We start from the raw sequence: 22,666 nt of genomic DNA on the forward strand, positions 1-22,666 counted from the left end.
ATGGTCTTTTCCTTCTTTCGCGGAAACAAGCCAAGCCTTCTGCAGACCGGTCCCGGCGGCCAGAGCCGCAGCCATGTGCTCGACCGGCCGGAAATGTCGATCGGCCGGGCTTCGAATGCCGATATCGTCGTCGACGATCCGTTCCTGGCGCCGATCCATGCGCGCATCGAGCGGCAGAGCGACGGCGGCTTCATCATTCGCCGCATGGGGCTGAACCCGATCATGCTGCGCGGCGAAGCATTGTTGCAGACGGCGTCGCTGAAGGCCGGCGACAGCTTCCGTCTCGGCAAGGATGTAGAATTCCAGTTCGTCGTCAAAGCCGCCGCCAAGGAGGCGCCGAAGAAGGAGGCTTCCAAGGCAAGTGACGACAAGCCGAAAAAGTCGCTCCTCAAGCAGCCGGCCTTCCTGGCCGGCATGGGGGTCGCCTATCTCGCCATCGTCGGTATCATCGGCTACGTGATCCTGTCCGACAGCGGCAGCGCGGAAAGTGGCCCGACGGCAGAGCGCATCAATGCGGAAGCCGGCCGCATTCCGACATGCATCAAGAATGCCCGACGCATGCGCCAGGTTTCCGAGCAAAGCTTTAACGGCGCTGTCGGCGGCCGCGTCGGCAGGGATGGCGACGCAACCTATGCCGCCCTTTCGCTTGCAGCCGAACCGTCTGACGACGCGGCGCTGGCAAAAGCCGCCGAGCCGATCGTCGAGGCCTACAAGCGTACGGCACTCGCAGCCCTCGCCTCGGAAAATCGCGGCAACAATACGCTGGCGCAGAGCCTCTACCAGCAGACCTACGATCTCGTCCCCGACATCAACTGCTCGGCCGCGCGTTTCGCGCTGCAGCGCCGCGCCGCCACGAAGCCGCCCGCCCGCCGCTGATCGACGACACAAGTTCGTCGAAGCGGTTTGCTGCAAGACGAGCGGTTGACCGACTATTCCCAGCGCACCCCATGCATTTAAGTAGGTACACCTGGGAAAGCCGACGCAAAAGTTATCGAGCTCGACGGGTCCGCGTAGCCATCGTTTTGTCAACGAGACGAGCGGTCACATAAGCGAAACAAACGACCGCGCTGAGAAACACTGAGAATGCGAGAGGGCTATTCAATCCAATCGACGCCGCAACCGGCTTGAAAACGCCGATCGCACCTCGATGTAGGATGTAGATTGGGTAGGAGATATACCCAATCCACGTCGCCAACGCCTCTGCTTTTGCAGGCATCTCCAAAAAGAGGCCAAGCATTACGATGAGCGGCGCCAAGGCCATCGCGAACATCAAGTCGTAGTAAGGCCGCAGCACGACAGGAACCGGCGCCGCAATGCAAATCATCAGAAGAAGGCATGGCACAATGGCGGCCCAGCCCTTCCTCCAAGCGGGCATGCCGCCGAATAGACGGCTTATCACGACCCCTGCGGTAAATGAAAACATCACCCTTGGCAGGCCACCTACCGCTGAGGGCCACTCCCAGCCAATATTCAACATACCGTATTTAAAACCGACAAAAACCAAAAATGCAGCCGAGACCAATGCAACTCCGCAGAGGGCTCGGATAGAGAGCCGAAAAAGCCACAGGGCGAAGACTATATTCACCAACAGTTCCCAGAACATCGACCATGCTGGACCGTTGATTGGAAACATTCCTTGCATCGGGTTCGCTTGAAGGAAATACATTGGGCTGGGCAGAAAGAACGTGTTCGCAGTCGTCGACGCCAGCAGGTCGATAACACTTTGATTTCTCAGCCCCCAGCTTGTTAACAGAATGATCTGTGTGAGGCCGACCAAAATTCCGATCAAATAGAGCGGATAAAGGCGCTTGATGCGGGCCGCCATAAACGACTGGAACAGCAGACCGCGGGCGAGCCGTTTTCCGTAAATATCGGCGATAATAAATCCGCTGAGAACGAAGAAAAAATCGACTGCCAGATAGGCTGAAGGCGCATAGCTCTCCCGGAAATGTGTAGCGACAACACAAATAGCGGCAAATCCGCGCATTGCATCGAGCGTATAGTAACGGTTGCGGTCGGCAACCGAGACTCCTACATCGTCCATCGCCGGTGGCGAATAACCGCGGTCGAGGCTAGTCATCTTATGGATTATCCTATTACGCGTTGGTCTGAGGGGCGTTCGGACGCGGTGAATGAGAACGTCACCGAAGCGCCGTTCTCATAATTTCAGATGACGGCTTGAGCACCAGATCCTTCAAATCGCAACACTGGTCTATGCGGGTAGGGCCTGGAAATCATGCAGGGTTGGCAACCGCACCCCTGTTACTTTTGCGCTGCCGTGCCTGCTTTATACTGCCGATCAAGATATTTAAACGTGCTCTGCACAGAACGAATATCAGGCCGCAGTAAACCATGCCGCCTGCAAGGATTTCTGCGGCCAAGCGTGGATACGGGGACCAATGAATGAGCAATTCGTGGAGGAGGAAAATGACTGCAACCATTCCTGCACAGGCTATCGTAGGCCGCAGGAATTGCGCCAGATATGCCGGGATACTCAGCTCTATATGCTGCGAAACCTTCCAGCTGGTGATCGGCCAAAACAACAGAACTTCGATCATTATGGCGAAAACAATCGTCGTGACGCCATAAGGATAGAGAATTGCGATCGTCAGGAGTGTGAGGAGGTTTCGTGCCAGCTGGTAGTAAAACCACCAATCCATCTCTCCTTGGCTCTTGATCAAGGATGCCTGCACGTAGCCGATCCCAGCCATCAATCCTATGACGCAGTAGAACCGAACCGGCCAAACGGCCGCGATCCAATGTGCACCGAAAATTGTCGTGATCGCATCATCGGCAACGGCGGCAAGGCCAATGAATACGGGGTAGGACACCAGAGCGCAGCCAAACGTTGCCATGAGAAATGCTTCTCGCACTTTCTTCGGATCGGCTCGCAATGAAGAAAGCAAGACGTGCGTGACAGATGTTAAGCCACCGGCGATGACGTTGTTGATCATATCAAACAAACGCTTGGAAAAGTTATAGATCCCGAGCGCTGCCGGGCTCAAGAGCACCCCAATGAGCAAGTTGTCCAAGCTCATCGTCTGTAAAAACCGAGTGCCGGATGCAAAGAACCCATAGTGAAGCAGCTCGTTGAGGCTTGCTCGCTTCAGGTAAAGCCCGGGCCGCCACCCGGCGCCCCAGAAAGCGGCGCCGCATGATGCCGCTGTGGCCGCGATCTGTGCAATCGCAAGCCCCCACAAGCCGAAACCCGCGAGAACCAAAACAAGGCAAATGCAGGCAGAAGTGATGGTCGCAATCACAGTGCGGACGGCTACCAGATGAAACGACATCTTCCTATTGACAATTGCATTCGGAACGACGGCCGTGAAGTCGAAGAAAACCTTCAATCCCATGATGTAAATCAGGGGTGTGATTTGCTCATGCCCCACATAGGCCGCGATTGGCGAAGCGGCTATGCACAAAGCGCCATAGATCAAAAATGAAAAAGCGAGCGAAAGCAGGAATATCGTATCCAGATGGCTGCGCCTGATTTCGGCTTTTTGTATAATCGCTTCGCCAAATGCCGTTGGTCCAAAGCTGCCCGCAAACGACACAATGCTGAATGCCAGCGCGACAAGACCGAAATCCTGGGGCTGGAGAACGCGAGACGTCACCACAAAAACAGCGAAGGTCAGAACTGTCGGAATAAGCGTGCTCAGCGCCGACCAGAAGGCACCGGTTACGGCTGCGGCGGATCGGTTCTCACTGACATGGCTGAATAGAATATCGTCGTCTTGTAAAACCGACAAAGTGAGCTCCTACCGGGAATCAGACTATGGAGGGTTGAGGTATTAGATCGGGGGCGGGAATAGCGGGACTTGGATTCATGGGTTTGCTCGACTTGTACCAAGTTCCTCCCATCTCATACGGCAGGCGAGACATTGCTGCTAAAAGCTCACCGGCATTTGTCGCTTTCTCCACCAGAGGGCTATCGCCAGTCTGGCTACCGATGACGTCGTGTAGATTGCTTCCGTCCCTCGCAACCGCGATATGCGGCTTATTCAGCAAAAGACAGAGAATATGACCGTGTAGATGGTTGGTGATGATCCGTTGCGCGCCGGACAGGATCTTCACGCCGTAATCGACATATCGAGCCGCGACATCCTCACGATGTTGGGCGATCATCTCTGTGCGGCTAAAGCCATGCCGCAACGCCGACTTGACGACGCTCGACTTGCGCATGCGCGACAAACTATTTGGACCGTTGATCCAATTGGTAAGAGGTCCATCAACGATCGCTCGCGCTTTCGCTATATCAACCTCGTCCTCTCCAAGAGGCTGCATGACATATAATACCCTGAGAGGATCGGCTTCGAACGGTTTCAGCGTTCCCATGCCGAATGCCGTGTCCGGGCCAGCCTCGACATCACAATCGAAGTTGGCTTTCGCTAACTCGAAACTCTGACCATCGCGCGTCATGCAAAAAAAATTGCGATGCCTCCCAATCGTACGTTTCGCGTATTCCTTGAGGGACTCGTTCGCGAAATGAATCGTTTGCGGCATCTGAATGATCGTTCGATCCGGATATTTCCACATCAAACGGTAGCGAACATCATCCCTGCCCGTCCGCGCGTCTCCAAAGTCGGTCCAACCGCAAATGAATATTGGAGCGTCGCCTGGTGTTGTTTTTATCTCATCTATACTTTGAGCGGTACTGCCAGTCAGCACCGGGAGGCGCCCTGTTACTTCGCGCAATACCATCGACAATCCAAGCCAACTCGCATGATGGCCAGGATCTTTATTTGATGGAAAGTTCATTATAACGTAAGGCTGTCCCCGGCTTACAAATTTCCTTACGATTTCAATCAACTTTTCTTTTTGTCGTCGTATTACAACTTCGCCGAGGTGATGCATATACTCAACTTGTATTTTCAAAACTCGAACAGCAATTACAGCCGCGATTCTGAAAAGTCAATTGGAGGATGTATTACTTTTGAGTAATAGTTAAGTGGGCAAATTGTCTCACTTCTTAGCCACCAGCGATCACGAGGTTCGAGCGTGGTCGACGCCTTTTAGGCCTTGGCGACAGGTCCACTTTTGGAGCGCTTGTAGTCTGCTTGAGGCCAAAGTCGACCTTCCCGATTGAGACTCCGACGTCGCGGATTGCTCAGTAATTTGAGACCCCAATTGCGCCTGTGACAGCGGAGTTCGTTCGCCATGGACGCTTGCAATCTTGGCTACGATCAAAGTGGTGACCGGGAGTAAGACGCGGCAACCGGTTGCCGAATTCAGTCCCGTGCAAGCTACTTAAGGTTTCTCTCTTCCATTGTTAAACGCCTGACGCGGTGAATGATGAGCAAGCTGGATGGAGTAATGTCGCTCCTGGCGGCTCGGAAACGCCATGCCAAAAATAAGTGAAGGTCACTATGCGCGTCGGCATCGTTGCTTTAATTCTCCCAGTGATTTTGTCGGTCGTATCGCAGTCCGCCGCACAAGAAGACCATAGGTCTTTCGGCTTGCTCGACCGTCTGCCAGACGAAGACCCTTCATGTGATTTCGTCAACCGTTCTTATGAGCGCACCTTTGGAGGCAATTTCGCGTACCGGCTTTACGGCGTTCAGCCGACGGGCGCTTTTGACCTGCTCGAAATTCGAGTCTTCATTGGTGATTTCGCTTATGATCGACAGGGGCTCGGTAGATGGCATTTGCGACACCGTGGGCTACGCAAGACTGTAGATGGTGTCGGAGCAGTTTTCCGGCATTGCTCGAACGCTTCCGACAGCCTCTATGGCGCTGTGCCGGTGAAGGTTTTTCAGGTGGACTGGGCAAGAAATGGCTATAACGCCAAATCAGAAGTCGTGATTTCTACAGCAACTTCAAAAATCATCAAAACCACCCGCCAGTTCGTTGGAGCCACCCCAACCGGCTTCCCCGTGATGACGGAAATCTTCGAGACGAAGCGAGATCGGATCAAAGCTCCCTCTGACGCAGTCGATCTTCGCAACGAGTAGGTTTTGCGCGTTCCATGGCTACTGATCCCAGATGAATGGTTGGTCCAGTTGAAGGCTCGTTCGGGGGAAGTCGCTGAGAAAGCGTGCCGAGAGAAGGCCTCTTATATGGCGCGCGCGTTGCACAGGGCTGTTCTATGGCTGCCCGAGGGGTTTGGCCTTCTCCGCCTCGCATTCCGGCAGTCGCACAGGTTTGGCGAGGTTCGCCAGCGCCTCGGGCTTGGCGCATGCCGGGAAGCCAGCGAGTGGCATTGTCTCTATGAACCGATTGCGCTCGATGGTGCTTAGGCCGGGCTCACTGATCATGCTCTCGACAGTCACCTCGGGGTGCTGCTTGAGAGTTTCCATAGCTGAAGCATGCGCCTCATCGGTTCGACCCAGTGCCGCAAGCGAACTGCTGCGCACCACCCAAGTCCACCTTTGGTAGTTGTCAGGCGTCATGCGCTCCAGCATCGTCACCGCGTCCTCATACCGCCCCGCCATAAAATAGGCAGGTGCGAAGAAGTTGGACGCCCACATCGGATAGTTCGGGTCGAGCCGCATGACCTTGTCGACCATTTGAGCACCGCGTTCTGGTTCACCGAAGCGTGCTGCATAGCCGCTGTAAAAGGTCAGGATTTCGGACGAACCCGGAGCCAGGCGAAGGGCCGTGTCGAATTCGGACTTGCCGCGGCCCATATCGCCCTTATTGGCAAGGCTCATACCAAACACCGCATGGGCTTCAGCGTCGCTCGGATCAAGCCGCACCGCGCGTTCGGCCACATCGGCGGCCACCTTGCGGTTGCTCTCGGGATCGACGCCAAACACGCCCATCAGATCATGAGCATGGTAAAGTTCGACCCAGGCCCGGGCCAGCCCCGGGTCGAGCTCGACGGCGCGGTTGAGCAAGGTGATGGCCTCCTCGTCATCAGCCTTGGTGAGCTTTTCAATCTTTTCGGACCCGAGCAGATAGTAATCATAGGCATTCAGGTTTTCAGGCCGTTTGCGTTTGGCTGCCGCCCGCCCGGCCTCTTGAATCAGTCCCACTCCGCCGCCGAGGCGGTTGGCGACCTGCTCTGCGATTTCGGTCTGAACGGCGAACACGTCCTCGGCGGGCCGGTCCCAATTCTCCGACCAAAGATGGTGGCCGGCTTTTGCATCGATCAACTGTGCTGTGATCCGTACCCGATCACTCTGCCGCTGGATCGAGCCTTCCAGAACAAAGCCTACATGGAGCGCGCTTGCGACCTGGCGGGCATCCACGGGCTTGCCTTTATAAACGTCCGTCGAATTCCGCGCCACCACCTCAAATTCGGGAAACCGCGCGAGGTCGGTGATGATGTCCTCGGTCAGGCCATCGGCCAGACGCCCGCTAGCCTCGTCGCCGCCATAATTGTCGAAGGGCAGCACCGCCACCGACGGCTTGCCGCTCAAAGGTTCGGGCTGCGAGAACCGCCAGACCCCGCCGCCTGCCAGAGCCAGTGCCACGATCGCCGCGGCAGCCGCCTTGGCCCAGCGCGGCATCATTTTGAGAAGGGGCCGACGCGCCCGTTTGCCGTCGAGCCGCAGCCGATACATCCGTACCGGGCGGCTGATGTTCTTGACCTGCTGCTCGCCGGCGAAATCGAGCGGCCAGTCGAGTTTGCCCTGGAGATGATCGTATGCGGTGCCCGACACCACGACGCCGCCCGGCTCGGCCAAATGCTCCAGCCGCGCGGCGACATTCACCCCATCCCCATAGACATCGCCATCCACCAAGGCCACATCGCCCAGATTGATCCCGACGCGAAATACCATGCGCTCAGGCTCCGGTAGGTCGGCGTTGCGCGCCGCCACGACATTCTGAAACTCCGCGGCGCAGGCAACCGCATCAACCACGCTATCGAAGGAGACGAGCGCGCCGTCGCCCATCAGCTTGATAATTGTGCCATGGCGCTGGGAGATGGCGGGATTGATCAGTTCGGCGCGGATGGCCTTCAGTCGCTTGATGGTGCCGGCCTCATCGGCCTCCATCGCCTTCGAGTAGCCGACCATATCCGCCGCGAGGATCGCGAGCAGCTTTCGGTCGAGCGCGAGGGTGCCCATCATTGTTGCCTTGCATGAACATGCAATAGTATCGGCAGTCTACACCCATCGAAGCGCCGCAACTAGCACACCGCCAAAACGGCAGGTCTGCTTGTGGTGCTATCCGGCCCAGAGCCGAAGCAAACCTCACGCGTCCCGAATGGACGCTCCTCAGCACGCTGAGAATATCTGGCATCCGCACGCCGACACTGCCATAAATGAGCTTCATCGAGGGGAGGCATCATGATGCAGAAGAATGCGCCGGACTTCAGCCTTGAGGGCAAGGTGACTTTGGTGACGGGAGCGAGCCGTGGCATCGGTCGAGCTTGCGCGCTTGCCTGTGCCAGAGCAGGCTCCGATATTGTTTTAGGGGTCCGCGATGTCGCGGCGTCGGCGGGTCTGGTTGCCGAACTCGAGGGAACGGGACGAAAAGTTCTCCCTGTTGAACTGGATATTCCCAACAAGGCCCATATCGCACAAGCCGTCGACGCGGCGCTTACGACGTTCGGTCGGATCGACGTCCTCGTCAACAACGTCGGCGTGGCTCCGGGCAATCTCGCGGAACTCGTCGAGGAGAAGGACCTTGACGAGATACTCGATGTCAATATCAAGGGCACCTTTCTGATGACGCAGGCCGTGGGGCGCCACATGATCAAGCGCAATGGCGGCCGGATCATCAACATCAGCTCACAGGCCGGCACCGTGGCACTGCGCGGCGAGGCAATCTATTGCATGAGCAAGGCGGCAATTAATCACCTCACACGCTGCCTTGCAGCGGAATGGGCACGTTATAATGTCACCGTAAACACCGTATCGCCGACGTTCATCCACACCGATGGTACAGCACCATTTCTATCCGATGCCGACAATCGCGAAGCGACGCTCGGTCACATTCCACTCGGCCGGATCGGTGAAACCGATGATGTGGTGGGTGCCGTGGTCTTCCTCGCATCGCCGGCTGCGAGCCTGATCACCGGCGCGAACCTGCTGGTGGACGGTGGATGGTCCGTCGCCTGAGGCCTAGGCTGGCTGCGCAGGAGCCCAAGATCATCCGCCGCTTTCGGCCCAAAGCTGCCATACCGTCGGTGCTATTTTCCGCGCAGAGCGAAGTTGAACCACACGGTAAAGAGACGGGAAAACTCGGCGAACAGCAGAAGTATAAAGCAAATTCCCCACCGCGGTTCTCCAAAAATCACCATGCTTATGAGCGCCACCAGAAAGTAGGCCGCTGCAAAGATTGAAACGTACCTTAATAGCGCCACCTGTATCCTCCTTCGGCTATCCGCTAATTTAATCATCCCATCTCAAAATACAACCTCAGGCCGCAATAGGTTCCCGTGACCGCAATTAGCGCATTCCCGTCTCGGGCAACGCCGAGCAGGCCGCCGAGCTTCTTCATCAGCCGGACATTCCCCAACGAATAACTTCCCGCCGGCACGGTCTCGAACGCAAGGGTCGCCTCGTAGGCAACATTGACCACACGTCCGTCATGGCGCGAAGTTCGTCGCGACGGACCTGTTGCGCAACCTCTCGATGCGCTAATCTTGACCGATGAAACTCAGCCAGACCATACGGTTCTGCGCCTCCGCCGACGGCACCCGGATAGCCGTCGCATCGTGCGGGACGGGACAAGTGATCCTGCGGGCGGCTCACTGGCTTAGTCATGTCGACTATGATGTCGAGAGCCCGGTCTGGCGGCCATGGCTGCAGGCGCTCTCGGCCGGCAACCGGTTTGTGCGCTACGATCCGCGCGGCTGCGGCCTATCGGATCGGCATGTCGCCGATCTTTCGGTTGAAGCGTGGCATGCGGACCTCGATGCCGTGGCAGCCTCCATCGAGGAACCGCGTTTCGTCCTCCTCGGTCTTTCGCAAGGCGGCGCCCTCAGTATCGCATTCGCCCTGAGGCATCCCGAGCGGGTGTCACACCTGGTGCTCCTGAATGCCTATAGTCAGGGTGCACGGGCGCGCGCGCAGACCGAGGCCGAGCGCTTGGAGGCCGAGACGCTCGTCAACCTCATCCGTATCGGCTGGGGCCGCGACAATCCGGCGTTCTGTCGGTTTTTTACCAACCTTTTCATTCCGGACGGGACACCGGAACAGCATCGATGGTGGGGCGATCTGGAGCGTGTGACGGCAGCACCCGACGTTGCCGCGCAACTGCTCTGGCAGATGCAGGGGCTCGATGTGCTTGATCTGGCGACGACACTTCGCGTCCCGACTTTGGTTGCGCATAGCCGCGGCGATATGCGCGTGCCGTTCGACCAGGGCTGCAAGCTTGCGGCCGCGATTCCCGGAGCACGCTTCATACCGCTCGAGAGCAAGAACCATGTGCTCTTGCCAGACGAACCGGCCTGGGCCGTCTTCCATGCCGAACTCGCAACCTTCCTCGGGCAGGATCGACCGGTGCGACCGCGCGCCGTTCGCGACGCCGGTCTGACGCCCGCCGAGGCGGCGCTTTTCGACCTCGTCGCGGAAGGGCTCGACAATCGCGCGATCGCAGCCCGCCTTGGCAAGAGCGTGAAGACCGTGCGCAACCAACTGTCGGTGATTTTCAGCAAGCTCGGCGTGCATAACCGTTCGCAGGCGATCGTCATGGCGCTTTCCAGGTAGCGAGCTGCATCGCCGACATCTTTGGGACAAACGCCCCTTTGCCGGGCCTGAATCCGCAACTGCGCGGGACAACTGTCTCATGCCGTCAGGCGCGACGGGTCTCATCCTTGAACCGCGATCGGCAAAAGGCCGCCCGTCAATCAGGAGGAATCCGACATGACCCAACTCAACGAAACTACGCTCAATGAGCTCGTGGGCCGCATCCTTGGCGACCTTGGCGGTGCAGTCAGCGTGCCGCTGGTGCGGATCGGAGACGCGCTCGACCTCTACAAGACCCTCAGGGACATCGGACCGGCGACTACCGACGAGTTTGCCGAGGCCGCGGGATGTGCGCCGCGCTATGTACGCGAGTGGCTGGCAGCACAGGCGGCTTCGGGCTATGTGCATTACGAGAATGGCCGGTTCTCGCTCACGCCCGAACAGGCCTATGTGTTTGCTGAACCCGACAGCCCGGTCAACCTGATCGGCGCATTCGATACGGCTGCCGCGATGGTCGAAAACCAACCGAAGGTCCAGTCTGCCTTCAAGACCGGCAGAGGCGTGGCTTGGGGGGATCAGGCCGGCTGCATGTTCTGCGCCGTGGCGAGGCTGTTCCGGCCCGGCTATGTGAACGCCCTCGTGCAGGACTGGCTGCCTGCGCTGGATGGCGTCGTCGACAGATTAAAGGCGGGCGCGACCGTGGCCGACGTGGGGTGCGGACATGGGCTGTCGACGATCCTCATGGCGCAGGCTTTCCCCAATTCCCGGTTCGTCGGCTACGATTTTCATGCGGATTCGATTGCGGCCGCGACTGCCCACGCCCGGGCAGATGGCCTGACGAACGTGGACTTTAAGGTGGGCCGGGCGCAGGACTTCGACGGAAGCGACTTCGATCTGATCACCTGCTTCGACTGCCTGCACGACATGGGCGACCCCAAGACCGCGGCGGCGCATATCAGAAAGGCGCTGAAGGAGGGTGGCACGTGGATGGTGGTCGAGCCCACCGCCGGGGATACACTCGAGGACAACATCAACCCGGTCGGGCGGCTCTACTACTCGGCCTCGACGATGATCTGCGTTCCCACCTCCCTGGCGCAGGAGACAGGACTCGCGCTCGGCGCTCAGGCGGGAGAGAAGCGATTGACGGAGGTGATCCGCTCAGGCGGGTTCACACATGTCCGGCGCGCAGCCCAGACCCCGCTCAACATGGTGCTCGAAGCAACCTGATTAGAAGGAGTGGCGCGTCCGTGTCCGGCAGATCGGGCGGGCGCTCCTCATCTGGGACCGTTCTTGGGGCAAAGCGGGATCTGTCCTCGTCCGCCTCTGGCTCATCGTTGCCATAGGCGCCCTCAAGCTTCTGCGATGCGCAGGGTCTTGCAAACCACCGCCGTTGATGTGCCATGGACAAAGCCTATGATGGACAAAAACTGTGACCCATCTCGATCGATTATTTTCCTTATATCCTCCTCAAGATATTGGAGGCCTGCCCGCCCCTGAAACAAAGCGTTCCATCCCACGTCTACCGACTGCGAAGCCGGCACATATTCAACGCTCCAGATGAAAATATCGATGACTATCGAATCGTTCCAAATTTGCCCCAGGGAAATTTCGTGAACTCCCTCATACGAGAGTTTTACTTCCGTTCCATCAACTCTCCTTAAAGTCAAAAGAAGTCGGTGACGGTTCACAAACTCCAACGAAATCAATCTTGCATCGTGGGCTCTGGCCCCAAGAAGCATCCCGTCGTCATCGTTTCTCCATGCAATTTCTTTCATTTCCATACTCCTGATCATCACTTGTTGGCGTCGGCGGCGATCAGGCTGGCATCGACGATGCCACGCAGCAGATGGTCGGAAGGGACATGATCATCGAGGCTGAAGTCGTAGATGAGCTGCGCCGGAGCCTCCTGACATGCCATCATCACTCAATTCTCCGCAAATCGATGCGACGATTGAATCACGGCCCTGCTGCAAACAACAATGCTGAGTTTTTCAACTTCCCCGACATCAACTGCTCGGCCGCGTGTTGCGCACTCCAGCGCCGCGCCGCCGTGAAGCCGGTCGCGCGCCGCTGATTGCCGGTTCTACACTGCCAGCGCTGACAGACAATTGAGTTTGCTCCTCTCGTCAAACTCACCACAATTGCTATTAAGCTCAAATAGCTGAATGGTCTCTATGACTTAGCAATCATCCAGCGATCGTCGACGCACAGTAGGTGAAATAGCTCCTATACAAATCAACCATACCGTTTCCGATCGACCAATCCGTTACGCTGACGTGAGTCCGCCCAGCTCCCGTTTGGACAACATCGATGATGGTCTGCATTTTGTGTGGCGGGAGGTAAATAAATCTCACTTGTTTCGCATCATCATGGTTTTCGCGAAGCCAAAAATTGCTGGGCAGATACTTCGTTGCGCAGCTGGCTATCGTTTTATAGTCGCCGCTCAACTCAAAATCGGCAAAATGTTAAAGCATAGGGTCACAGCCGCATAGCGAAATGACGGCCAAAAGTGCCGCCAAGCGCTTGCAACAGTTTACGAGAATTACTGGTTTTACCATAAATATTGTTTCCGCGCTGAGCCTGAACCCGATAATTCGTCAAACCTCGATGACGTATGCTTGGATAGCAACCACATGGATGAGCAGACAACCCCTTAGCCATGTCGGCCTCGACCGAGCGTCGCTACCCAAACCGTTCCACCAGGAAATCGATTGCCGTCCGCAACATCGCTGTCGGCCGACGGTTCGGCGCATAGACGAGGGACATCGGTACAGGCTTGTAGGACCATTCCGGCAGCACCTGCTCAAGCCGTCCTTCGGCGATATCGGCGGCGAGCAGCAGTTCCGGCTGAAGCGTAATTCCCGCGCCGCTGAGCGCGGCCATGCGCAACGCCGCCCCTTGGTTGGTCGAGAATTTTCCGGAAATCAATACATCACGCATTTCAGCCCCCGGTCCAACCAGGTGCCAGCGATCCTGCATGCGCCAATAGGAGTGGCCGAGGCAGAGATGGTTCGCCAGAGCCTCCGGCGAGGCCGGCCGACCATGGCGGGCAAGATAGTCCGGCGAGGCAGCGAGAATCCGCCGGTAGGGCGTGAGCGGGCGGGCGACGAGGCTGCTGTCCGAGAGCGGACCGATGTGGATACCGAGCTCGAACCCCTCGCCGACGAGATCATGGACGTTGTTGTCGAGCGATAGCTCGATGCTGACGTCGGGATAGGCGTTCTGGTAATCGACCAGCGCCGGCACCAGGACTTGCGTCCCGAAGCTGACCGGCGCAACCACGCGAAGCCGGCCGCGCGGCGCCGATTGCAGCTCGCTCGCCGCAGCCTCGGCCAGCGCCACTTCGGAAAGGGCGCGCTTGCAGCGCTCGTAATAGAGCTGGCCAACCTCTGTGAGCTGATGGCGTCGCGTGGTGCGATGGATCAGCTTCGCCCCGAGCCGGGTCTCAATCGTCTTGATGTGCTTGGCAACCATGGCAGGGGACACTTGCGCGATCTCCGCGGCGGCCGCGAAACTGCCATTGTCGATGACCCTGACGAACATCGCCATGCCGGCCAGCTTGTCCACGATTGCCTACCTCTTGGTTTCGAATGACGATACCGGGAGCTTATTTATCAACCAGGGAATTTACAACATGGTCGTGATGCCCGCGCCAAGACGACGGACACCACCAACCTGACCAAGGAGACACCATGCCCATTCTTCACCTGCAGATGCATCCCGGCCGCACCGACGATCAGAAGCGCGCCTTCGCGCGCGAAGCGACCAAGGCCGCCGTCGAAACCCTGGCGTGCCCGCCGGAATCGCTGGAAATCCTGATAACGGAGATCGCCAAGGATTCCTGGGCGGTCGGTGGCAAGCTGAAATCTGAAGCCTGAGAGGCGACCCGCAGCGTCGAACGCTCGAGCTGCGGGACGCCGCCGCCATGGTATTGGACAGGGAGCCGGCAGGCGGCTCCCGTGCTGAATGTGAAGGGCGGCCGGTTGACCTAAGCGAACTTTTTCGTCGTCGAAGGATAAGGCTGCTTTGCGCCCTCATGTCAGTCGTAGAGCCCAGCCAAGCGGCGGCTTGAAAGCGGACAACGCATTGGACTGGCGAGGCGGCATGTTTGCGTAAAAGCGGATCTTATTTTGGCCCAGTATTCAGCGGGTCACTCGTTCGCAAGCACCGTCTTTCCAGATGCAAATTGGCGATCATAGAAAATCCGAACCGACAGAACGACGCCGGCGATCAGGACAACAACCCCGGCGACTGCGATCGGAGTTGGCCAGCGCGCATGCACAACAAGTCCGCCGATCACACCGAAGGCAGTCTCTGAGACGATCAATTGCGCGGCCAAGGCAACCGGCAGGCTGCGTGAGGCAATATTCCAGGCCCAGACGCCGCCCACGGTGGCCAGCAGCGCGAGCGTTGTGCCCCAGACATAGAGGTTGCCGGCAGCGCTCCAGCCGAATCCCAATGTAGGAAGCCGGAAGAGGTCCATCGCGGCACCGATGGGATAGAAGGCCAGCATCAAGACGCCGCCGCCAACCAGTATCAGCGCCGACCACACGCCGGAGGGCATGTCCGGCCGTGCGGCGAGTGCTGCCTGATTGGAAAGCGCGAACCAGACCCAAAGGCCCACGGCAGCAAGCGCCAGCGGCACGCCAATCCACAATGATTGCACAGAGTCCAGTCCTTCGGCCGTGAATGCCGTGCCATTGACGAGACCAAGGCCGACCAGCACCAGCGCCAGAGGCACCATGAGGGATCGCCATGGCAATGATGCCTGACGCTGATTGCCAATGACCATCAATACGATTGGTACCAGCCCGAGAAAGGCCGGAGCGATGACTGGGCCGGCAAAGAGGGCCGCTCCCGTCACTGTCAGGAAGTAGCCGACATAGCCGACGAAGGCGAGCCAGATGGCTTGCAGGCAGTTTCGAAGCGTGAGGTGGCGCATGACACCCTTCTCGGAAAACAGAATGTAAAGCCCGACGAGTGCCGAGACGACGTGACGGATGAGGGCAAAATCAAAGGTGGAATAGTCACCGATGATGAAGGGCACGACGAAGTTGAGCGAAAAGGCAAAGGCCGCAAAGAGCGCGGCCGACACGCCAACATAGAAACGTCTGTCCATAATGTTCACCCTTTTGCAGTTGCGTCACCGAGCCCTGGTCTCCGCGACGCCGAGTGTGTCGTTTGGCAATCAAGCGAAATGCTTGATCGAATGGGGAAAATTTACTGGCCACGCGCTTTGGTCGGTAGCCGCCGAAAATGAGAACCAGCCTCTCGATACGCATCACCCGGATCGTGAAACGATGCTGTATCGCGGGGGGCCGGTATGCGGCTCCCACTTTGACCGGGGCGGGCGAACTCTACGACATCGAAAAGACCATTCGGGGTGCTCCGCCGCACTTACGGAAAGCTGCACGACAGGAAAATAGCAAGCCCAGGGTCGAAGCTCTGCGATTGTGGCTGGACGATAACCTCAAACGCTTGCCACACAAATCCGGGACAGCTGAGGCAATCCGCTACGCGCTTTCCCGTTGGGCATCGCTTTGTCGTTTCATTGATGACGGCAGTATCGAGATCGACAACAATGCCGCTGAAAGGGCCATCCGACCCATTGCGCTCGGACGCAAGAATTGGCTGTTCGCCGGATCAGAAAAAGGCGGAGAACGGGCCGCCGCCATCCTGTCACTGATCGAAACGTGTTTATGCCGCGCGCGGCATAAGCAGGTTTATGCCGACCGGCGAACTATGCCGATTAATCAACTTTTTGCCAACGTTTCCAGCACCATAGCGGCCGCCTAGTCGGCATAGCTTAGGGTCTCTCCGTCGCAATTGTCGCGAAGGAGAGGACACATGAACGCAACTGACTATTTGAATCGCAGCGCCCTATACCGGAAGCTGGTCTACGGTCCGTATCGGGAGTTTGCGGGCGTTTACGCCGCCAAAATGTCGAACGAAGGTTTGGGGCGGCAATGCACGTGGCGGTCGCTGAGCCTGTTTCGGGATCTGATGGACTGGCATGTTGGCAATGGACATGCTCCGCAGGATTTGAATGAGGTTCACGCCGACCGCTTTCTTGAGCATCGTTTCAAACACTGGAAGCCCGACTCGGGCGATCGATCGGCGCTCCGCCGCTTGCTTTTGGCGTTACGGGAGAAAGGCTTAATACCAGCCGCGCTTCCGATTCAGCGCAGTGAGCACGAGATGATCGTCGATGTATTCGGGCAATATCTCTCGAATGAGAGAGGGCTCGCCGCCGCGACAGTGGGGAGCCACAAGCTTCTGTCGCTTCGATTTCTCCGGGAGGTGTGTCCTTTCGGCGCAGACGAGTTTGCAGCGCTCACCCCGGAGATCGTTATCGGTTATGTCGAGCGACATGCGCTCGACGGTTCCGCCGACAGTGGCAAAGCCATGTGCGGGGTTGTGCGTGCTTTCCTGCGCTATTTGCATCTGAAGGGCTTCATCTCGACGCCGCTCGCTGACTGTGTGCCGTCCATCCGCCGCTGGCGACTTGCCGGCCTTCCAACCTTCCTGCCGCCCGAGAAAGTCCAGAAGGTTCTCGATGCCTGCGATCGGACGACGGCAATGGGTCGTCGGGACTATGCGGTTCTGATGATCCTCGCCAAGCTCGGTTTGCGCGCCAGCGAAGTGGCCACCCTCAATCTTGACGATATCGACTGGCAGTCGGGCACGATCCTCGTACACGGAAAGGGACGACGACAAGCGACTATGCCGCTGCGTCACGACGTCGGAACAGCGATCGTCGCTTATATCCGGCATGGGCGCCCAGCTTCGGCATGTCGGCGAGTCTTCTTGCGAACACTTGCGCCGCATGTGGGCTTTGCCTCCGGCTGCGCCATCACGATGATCGCGAAGCAGGCACTCGAACGGGCAGGCATTGACGGCTATGCGCATCACGGTGCCCATCTTTTCCGCCACAGCCTTGCGACCGACCTTTTGCGGTCGGGCGCCAGCTTTGCCGAGATCGGTCAACTGCTCCGCCATCGAAGCATCGACAGTACAAGAATCTATGCAAAGCTCGATATTGAGAAGCTGCGGGAACTGAGCCTACCCTGGCCGGGAGGTGTCCAATGAGCCGGCTTCGCACCGCGCTTGAGCGCTACATCGGCATGCGCCAAGGGCTGGGATACAAATATGACGGTCCGGCAAAACGATTGTCGGAGTTCGTCGCTTTCATGGAAGCCCGCGGCGCCGAGACCATCACGGCGGACCTGGCAATGGAGTGGGTCACCTCGATGGGCCGGCAGCCGAGTTGGTCAATCCGACTGGCTGATGTGCGCTGCTTTGCCCAGCACCTCAGTCATTTCGATCCTTTGACGGAAGTGCCACCGAGCGACGCTGTGGCGCCGGCACGGCGGACAAAACCCTACATCTATAGTGAGGTCGAGATTCAGGCACTTCTGGCGGCAGCACTGTCGTTGCCGCCGGCCAACGCCCTGCGGCGCTGGACATATCACTGCCTGTTCGGGCTGATAGCGGTCGCCGGACTGCGCCATTCCGAAGCGCTCAGCCTGCTCCGGGCCGATGTAGATCTCGACCAGGGCGTCCTCACCATCCGAGAGACAAAGTTTGGCAAGTCACGGCTGGTGCCGCTGCATGCCACGACAATTGCTGTCCTTTCAGGCTATGCCGCCCGACGCGATGCACACCTTGGTACGCCGCGTAGTCCCTATTTCTTCGTCGCCGAACAGGGCGGCAGATTGCTGCATCAATACGTGCACCGCGTGTTCTGGCGACTATCTCGGCAAATCGGATTACGGCAGGAGGGGAAACGAGATGGCCCACGGATTCATGATCTTCGTCACCGTTTCGCCGTCCAGACCCTGATCAACTGGCATCGCGCCGGCGAAGATGTGGAACGCGAGCTGCCGGTTCTCTCGACCTTCCTCGGCCATGCGAATGTTCGCGACACCTATTGGTATCTGTCCGCCACGCCGGAACTGATGAACCATGCCGTACGGCGATTGAATAAGCGCTGGGAGGTACGGTCATGAGACGCACGAAAGACCTGGCCGTGCTGATCGAGCGGTGGTTCACAGATCGGCTCATGAAGCATCGAGGTGTAAGTTCTAACACCATCGCCTCCTATCGCGACACCTTCAGGCTCCTGTTTGCGTTCGCACAGACGCGCCTTGGGAGATCCCCATCGGAGTTGACGCTGCGGGATTTGGACGCTCCCTTCATCGGCGCATTCCTGGAGGATCTTGAGACGAAGAGATCCGCCTCGGTGCGGACCCGGAATCTCCGCCTTACAGCCATCCGCTCTTTCTTCCGATATGCGGCGTTCGAGGAGCCGGCACATAGCGCCCACATTCAGCGTGTGCTCGCGATCCCCAGCAAGCGATGTGACAAGCGGCAGCTTCAGTTTCTAACTAGGCCCGAGATTGAAGCGATCCTGGACTGCACGGATCGAAGCACGTGGCTGGGACGCCGCGACTACACTCTGCTGTTACTGGCCGCCCAAACGGGGCTGCGGGTCTCGGAGATCATCGACCTTGACCGAGATTCGGTAATGCTCGGCCGCGGTGCGCATGTGCAATGCATCGGCAAGGGCCGCAAAGAGCGAAGTACGCCGCTCACAAAGGTTGCACAGCAAGCCCTCCGTTATTGGCTCAAGGAACCAGGGAAGCGAGGCTCAACAGCCCTCTTTCCGAATACGCACGGTGGCAGGCTCAGCGCCGACGGCGTGCAGGCACTGCTGAACAAATATGTCGCCAAAGCACGTGAGCACTGCGTCTCCCTTCGCTCAAAGCGGGTGTCGCCCCATGTCTTGCGGCACTCTGCTGCCATGGAGTTGCTGCAGGCGGGCGTCGACTGCTCCGTCATTGCCCTGTGGTTGGGCCATGAAGCGATGGAAACGACGTTGACCTATCTTCATGCGCATCTCGAACTGAAGGAATCTGCACTCGCAAAGCTGAAGCCGTACGAAGGCGCCAAGGCCGAGCGATTTCGACCAAGCGACCGGCTTCTGGAATTCCTGAACACCCTCTGAGCATGAGAACTATGCCGAGTGCCAAACAACGGCGACCCGCCAAACTGGCTCGGAACGCACGGTTTGCCGTTCCTGCCAGAAGACGCACTCGGCATAGTTCGCCGGTCGGCATAAACCGCAAAGCTCAATCGTCTCGATCCAGAGGCCTCTCTGCGGGACATCCTTGCCCGCATCGCCGATCATCCCATCAACAGAATCGGTGAATTGCCATGGAACACCGCATCTAACCGGGAAAGCGCTGGTCGCAACGTCGGGCAAAATTGATTACGAGCGCGGCGTCTTTCTCAGCGATAGCGGCCAAGGAATCTACATGCTTCTGCATGTAGGCTTGTGCATCGCTTTTAGGTCGATGAGATTGTTCGAAAATGCCTTCCGCCTGGACAGCTAGCTTATCGAATTTTGTTTGGTAATCTCCGGCTTTGTTGGCATCTCCGGCTTCCTGATAGACCTTAGCCATGATCGCAAAGGCCGCTCCACACTGGAAAGGATGCTCGTTTGTATTCGGTCCAAGCTCCGCCGGACTCTGGCCGTAACTCGGCGTTGCCAGAGTCCCGATCAAAAGCAAAACAATCGCACGCACCACAAGCTCAACCTCTTCACGCCGGAGCTGTTATCGTAGCATTACAGCCTCAGGAAACGCCATCATGCACTTGGAAAACCAGTTAACCGGACGCTTACTTTGTAAGCATCCGTTGAAGCCTTTACCGAGGGGGTACTCTGGGGGCTCGCTGAGTGTAGTTTTTGACTAGAAACCCGTCATTTTTAGCTTTATTGCCTCAGGTAACCTGATGGGAACGAGGAAAGGGCAAAATGCTAGGTTTGGGGCGGGTTGCCTATTTCGTCGCAGGTACATGCGTGATCGGACCTGTGACGTCCGTGCTTGGCGGCTGCGCCTTTCCATATCCTGCGGTTTGGTCAAAATGTCCTGACTCTCAACATCTCGTCGTTGAAGGAGAGTTCCGATGCGGAGGGCCCAACCTTCCTCCTACTCCTTCACAAGTGGCGATTCTTAAACAGCGTCCAATCGTAGACCCCTGAACGACTTCAAATTGTACGTAACAAGCTGACCCCATTTGGCGCCGGTAGTGCCGGTCCCTGTATTGCGGACAGACGATTCACAAAAAAAGGGGCTGAATGCCGCTTAGATGATTGGATTCATCATCCCGCATTATATTCTCCTACAGCTTTGGGAAAACGTCGATCCGCCGGAACCGTTCAGACCGGGCGAACTTCGGCAAGCCGCTTGACTGCATACTCGTCCCGCCAGCAGACGGCGGCTTCCCATGCAGCTGATGCTTGCGCGGCGATGTCATGCGCGCCGTCGTCGAGGTCGGCAGCGTTGCCGGGCAGCACCAGGTCAAGGTCGGGGACGTCGACATGTGCCTCGTCCCAGTCGATCAACGCGACCCGATCCGCGGTCATGCGGACGTTGCCGGGGTTGCTGGGGTTGCCGTGGACAACACATGTCTGGCGTCCGATTAGCCGCGCCCATGCTGCTCGACATCGAACAACGCCCTCCGGCGGCATCGCGGCAAGGTTGATCCTTGTTCCGGTTTCGGCATGCAGGAGGTCGCTCGACGATCGCCAACCTAGGCGCTGCGGCCAGCCCTGCGTCAACCGATGCAGTTCGCGGAGCGTTTCGGCCACGCGACGCCAGTCGGACTCCGTCTCGGGCGGTCCGCCCTCCATGTACTTCATGACCACCAGACCGTTCGCGAACAGCCGGCCGTCAGTCGTGGGGATCGGCACTGGAACGTTCATCCCTTCACGGTCGAGATGTTGGAGCAGTTCGGTTTCCCATGCGAGATCAGCGTCGGTCCTGGAGCCGAAACGACCGACCGCGATCTGCCCGTGGATGCGAACGCTCCACACGTCGTTGGCGACTCCACCGGCAAGTGGTTCGATGCGGACCGCACCTTCACCCCATTGCCCCATTGCTTCCCATCCCATTGACAATATCCCTGGCGGTCGTGATCAAATCGACGGAGAAATAGAAAAAGTTTGCGACGCCACGATGTCCGCTGCCGGCGCAAACGTGACGTCGAAAAGCGGGTAGACCCTTGATATAAGGCCTATGTTCGCATCATCGGGGGAAGGTCGGGCCGTCGCTCTCGAACTCCCTGCGGGACGAGCGACAGAGTAGCGATACCCGCCTCATCGGCCGCACGCAGAAGCGCTTCCCGGAATTGTTCCGGGGCAATCTTCCCGCTCAATGCGTCGACGCAGGCTTTGACGGCAGCCACATATTCCTCGCCGTCATCGCAAGGCCAGTCGTTGATCAGGAGACGCGCCGCGTCGCCCAGCGTCCATACGATCTTGCGAGATGCCGGGCCTCGCAAAGCAAATCCAACCGGCGTGAATGCTGATGATGTATTCCAGCACATTGTCCTCGACCCCTCAAGGCACGGATACTGCAGTCCCCAGCTCAATATACGCGCGTATTCTGAAATTTGGAATTGAAAAGTGTAGAGGTATGCGGCCTGAGCGCGAGCTGTCGAATGAAGAAGAAAGGGCACTCTGGAACCTTATGTCGGAGCGCCCTGCGCTCCGTCGACAAGGGTTGCACTGATGGATGCATTCCGGGTTCGCAACCGATTACCCGCCCCATTATCAGCGGCGCACCGCTTTCTTTTTTCGATCTCCACGCTTCGGAATCCCTCACCGCAATTCCGCGGTGACGCTGAAGATGCCGCCGGCGGGGCGAAGCGACCCTCCACATCACCCTGATGATCGAACGGTGGGTTATTTTGTGATTTTAACGACTTTGGTGACGAAACTAAAAACAGCCTTTCTGTAAGCTTGCGGCTTTGGAGCTGTGCGATTGATCACCACACGTCACTTCACCTCTGCGGCAATTCTGCTCGGCCTCTTTGCAGGCTTGGCCGGGGCTTATTCGCTAAGCAATCTGTCGCTCGAAGGGATGGATCGGAGCCGCTTCACCTATGAGTTTACGAAGTGCTACTATCCAAACTGTGACCGTATGATCGTGCATGACAGATGGCTCGACGAAGCTCTGGCAGAAGCACAGCGACGCAGTCATTGATGATCGGGCGGGGACAATCCGCTTTGTGTTTTCATG

Annotated in this window: 23 protein-coding genes and 1 pseudogene; 12 read left to right on the top strand and 12 right to left on the bottom strand. The window is 58.0% G+C overall.

Going from position 1 to position 22,666, the window contains the following annotated elements; genetic code table 11:
* A complete protein-coding gene (locus tag AB8B31_RS31415) occupies nucleotides 1-876 on the top strand; it encodes an FHA domain-containing protein (RefSeq protein WP_018246162.1) in 876 nt (291 codons plus the stop codon).
* 112 nt (nucleotides 877-988) lie between these two features.
* Here the strand turns inward: AB8B31_RS31415 and AB8B31_RS31420 are convergent, their stop codons facing one another.
* The 3 genes from AB8B31_RS31420 to AB8B31_RS31430 all read right to left on the bottom strand — a co-directional run bounded on the left by AB8B31_RS31420 (nucleotide 989) and on the right by AB8B31_RS31430 (nucleotide 4,854).
* Nucleotides 989-2,080 carry an acyltransferase family protein gene (locus tag AB8B31_RS31420; protein WP_439007659.1) on the bottom strand — a complete coding sequence of 364 codons (1,092 nt, stop codon included), beginning with the start codon at nucleotides 2,078-2,080 and terminating at the stop codon, nucleotides 989-991.
* 154 nt (nucleotides 2,081-2,234) lie between these two features.
* Nucleotides 2,235-3,749: a lipopolysaccharide biosynthesis protein gene (locus AB8B31_RS31425; protein ID WP_047618107.1), complete on the bottom strand. Its 1,515-nt coding sequence runs from the start codon at nucleotides 3,747-3,749 to the stop codon at nucleotides 2,235-2,237.
* A 19-nt stretch (nucleotides 3,750-3,768) separates the two neighbouring features.
* The gene (locus AB8B31_RS31430; protein ID WP_047618109.1) at nucleotides 3,769-4,854 is read right to left on the bottom strand and encodes a polysaccharide pyruvyl transferase family protein; all 1,086 of its coding nucleotides are present in this window, start codon (nucleotides 4,852-4,854) and stop codon (nucleotides 3,769-3,771) included.
* 512 nt (nucleotides 4,855-5,366) lie between these two features.
* Here AB8B31_RS31430 and AB8B31_RS31435 point away from each other — a divergent pair.
* Entirely contained in the window at nucleotides 5,367-5,951 is a 585-nt protein-coding gene (locus AB8B31_RS31435; protein WP_130759297.1) for a hypothetical protein, read from the top strand.
* A gap of 132 nt (nucleotides 5,952-6,083) precedes the next feature.
* Here the strand turns inward: AB8B31_RS31435 and AB8B31_RS31440 are convergent, their stop codons facing one another.
* On the bottom strand, nucleotides 6,084-8,012 hold the full coding sequence (locus tag AB8B31_RS31440) for an adenylate/guanylate cyclase domain-containing protein (protein WP_130759710.1): 1,929 nt from the start codon (nucleotides 8,010-8,012) through the stop codon (nucleotides 6,084-6,086).
* A 225-nt stretch (nucleotides 8,013-8,237) separates the two neighbouring features.
* Here AB8B31_RS31440 and AB8B31_RS31445 point away from each other — a divergent pair, with 225 nt between their 5' ends.
* The gene (locus tag AB8B31_RS31445) at nucleotides 8,238-9,008 is read left to right on the top strand and encodes an SDR family NAD(P)-dependent oxidoreductase (protein WP_130759711.1); all 771 of its coding nucleotides are present in this window, start codon (nucleotides 8,238-8,240) and stop codon (nucleotides 9,006-9,008) included.
* Nucleotides 9,009-9,285: 277 nt separating this feature from the next.
* Here AB8B31_RS31445 and AB8B31_RS31450 read toward each other — a convergent pair whose 3' ends face one another.
* The gene (locus AB8B31_RS31450) at nucleotides 9,286-9,471 is read right to left on the bottom strand and encodes a hypothetical protein (RefSeq protein WP_130759298.1); all 186 of its coding nucleotides are present in this window, start codon (nucleotides 9,469-9,471) and stop codon (nucleotides 9,286-9,288) included.
* A 71-nt stretch (nucleotides 9,472-9,542) separates the two neighbouring features.
* Between AB8B31_RS31450 and AB8B31_RS31455 the strand changes: the two genes are divergently transcribed.
* Together AB8B31_RS31455 and AB8B31_RS31460 are read left to right on the top strand one after the other, a co-directional pair.
* Nucleotides 9,543-10,601, top strand: coding sequence for an alpha/beta fold hydrolase (locus AB8B31_RS31455; RefSeq protein WP_047618112.1), 1,059 nt, complete (start codon nucleotides 9,543-9,545; stop codon nucleotides 10,599-10,601).
* Nucleotides 10,602-10,757: 156 nt separating this feature from the next.
* Nucleotides 10,758-11,807, top strand: coding sequence for a class I SAM-dependent methyltransferase (locus tag AB8B31_RS31460; protein ID WP_028732513.1), 1,050 nt, complete (start codon nucleotides 10,758-10,760; stop codon nucleotides 11,805-11,807).
* Between the two features lie 122 nt (nucleotides 11,808-11,929).
* Here AB8B31_RS31460 and AB8B31_RS31465 read toward each other — a convergent pair whose 3' ends face one another.
* The 3 genes from AB8B31_RS31465 to AB8B31_RS31475 form a co-directional block, all read right to left on the bottom strand.
* Nucleotides 11,930-12,355: a hypothetical protein gene (locus AB8B31_RS31465; protein ID WP_130759300.1), complete on the bottom strand. Its 426-nt coding sequence runs from the start codon at nucleotides 12,353-12,355 to the stop codon at nucleotides 11,930-11,932.
* Nucleotides 12,356-12,372: 17 nt separating this feature from the next.
* A complete protein-coding gene (locus AB8B31_RS31470) occupies nucleotides 12,373-12,504 on the bottom strand; it encodes a hypothetical protein (RefSeq protein ID WP_261321132.1) in 132 nt (43 codons plus the stop codon).
* Nucleotides 12,505-13,262: 758 nt separating this feature from the next.
* Nucleotides 13,263-14,147, bottom strand: coding sequence for a LysR family transcriptional regulator (locus AB8B31_RS31475; RefSeq protein ID WP_130759302.1), 885 nt, complete (start codon nucleotides 14,145-14,147; stop codon nucleotides 13,263-13,265).
* 125 nt (nucleotides 14,148-14,272) lie between these two features.
* Between AB8B31_RS31475 and AB8B31_RS31480 the strand changes: the two genes are divergently transcribed.
* The gene (locus AB8B31_RS31480; protein ID WP_003553363.1) at nucleotides 14,273-14,458 is read left to right on the top strand and encodes a 4-oxalocrotonate tautomerase; all 186 of its coding nucleotides are present in this window, start codon (nucleotides 14,273-14,275) and stop codon (nucleotides 14,456-14,458) included.
* Nucleotides 14,459-14,730: 272 nt separating this feature from the next.
* Here AB8B31_RS31480 and AB8B31_RS31485 read toward each other — a convergent pair whose 3' ends face one another.
* Entirely contained in the window at nucleotides 14,731-15,699 is a 969-nt protein-coding gene (locus AB8B31_RS31485) for a DMT family transporter (RefSeq protein WP_130759303.1), read from the bottom strand.
* Between the two features lie 137 nt (nucleotides 15,700-15,836).
* Between AB8B31_RS31485 and AB8B31_RS31490 the strand changes: the two genes are divergently transcribed.
* From AB8B31_RS31490 to AB8B31_RS31510, 5 genes and pseudogenes are all read left to right on the top strand, one after another.
* On the top strand, nucleotides 15,837-16,376 hold the full coding sequence (locus AB8B31_RS31490; protein ID WP_439007660.1) for an IS66 family transposase: 540 nt from the start codon (nucleotides 15,837-15,839) through the stop codon (nucleotides 16,374-16,376).
* A 51-nt stretch (nucleotides 16,377-16,427) separates the two neighbouring features.
* A complete protein-coding gene (locus AB8B31_RS31495; RefSeq protein ID WP_096772357.1) occupies nucleotides 16,428-17,669 on the top strand; it encodes a site-specific integrase in 1,242 nt (413 codons plus the stop codon).
* Nucleotides 17,666-18,589 (top strand): tyrosine-type recombinase/integrase, encoded by a 924-nt coding sequence (locus tag AB8B31_RS31500; RefSeq protein WP_086083856.1) that lies wholly within the window; start codon nucleotides 17,666-17,668, stop codon nucleotides 18,587-18,589. The genes AB8B31_RS31495 and AB8B31_RS31500 overlap by 4 nt, the downstream gene beginning before the upstream one ends.
* Nucleotides 18,586-19,587, top strand: a complete 1,002-nt coding sequence (locus tag AB8B31_RS31505; RefSeq protein WP_096772358.1) for a tyrosine-type recombinase/integrase — start codon at nucleotides 18,586-18,588, stop codon at nucleotides 19,585-19,587. The genes AB8B31_RS31500 and AB8B31_RS31505 overlap by 4 nt, the downstream gene beginning before the upstream one ends.
* A gap of 114 nt (nucleotides 19,588-19,701) precedes the next feature.
* A pseudogene (locus tag AB8B31_RS31510) lies at nucleotides 19,702-19,851 on the top strand (transposase domain-containing protein); the annotation flags it as partial.
* Here AB8B31_RS31510 and AB8B31_RS31515 read toward each other — a convergent pair.
* The 3 genes from AB8B31_RS31515 to AB8B31_RS31525 all read right to left on the bottom strand — a co-directional run bounded on the left by AB8B31_RS31515 (nucleotide 19,811) and on the right by AB8B31_RS31525 (nucleotide 21,971).
* Complete coding sequence (locus tag AB8B31_RS31515; protein ID WP_130759304.1) at nucleotides 19,811-20,170, bottom strand: hypothetical protein; 360 nt, start codon at nucleotides 20,168-20,170, stop codon at nucleotides 19,811-19,813. The pseudogene AB8B31_RS31510 and the gene AB8B31_RS31515 sit on opposite strands and share 41 nt — an antisense overlap.
* Before the next feature lie 632 nt (nucleotides 20,171-20,802).
* Nucleotides 20,803-21,537, bottom strand: a complete 735-nt coding sequence (locus tag AB8B31_RS31520; RefSeq protein ID WP_130759305.1) for a phosphotransferase enzyme family protein — start codon at nucleotides 21,535-21,537, stop codon at nucleotides 20,803-20,805.
* A 122-nt stretch (nucleotides 21,538-21,659) separates the two neighbouring features.
* Nucleotides 21,660-21,971 (bottom strand): DUF982 domain-containing protein, encoded by a 312-nt coding sequence (locus AB8B31_RS31525; RefSeq protein ID WP_028732734.1) that lies wholly within the window; start codon nucleotides 21,969-21,971, stop codon nucleotides 21,660-21,662.
* 437 nt (nucleotides 21,972-22,408) lie between these two features.
* Between AB8B31_RS31525 and AB8B31_RS31530 the strand changes: the two genes are divergently transcribed.
* Nucleotides 22,409-22,630 (top strand): hypothetical protein, encoded by a 222-nt coding sequence (locus AB8B31_RS31530; protein WP_130759306.1) that lies wholly within the window; start codon nucleotides 22,409-22,411, stop codon nucleotides 22,628-22,630.
* The last annotated feature ends 36 nt before the right edge of the window (nucleotides 22,631-22,666 follow it).

The sequence above is a fragment of the Rhizobium sp. 62_C5_N11_2 genome (assembly GCF_051811185.1).
Lineage (GTDB): Bacteria > Pseudomonadota > Alphaproteobacteria > Rhizobiales > Rhizobiaceae > Rhizobium > Rhizobium leguminosarum.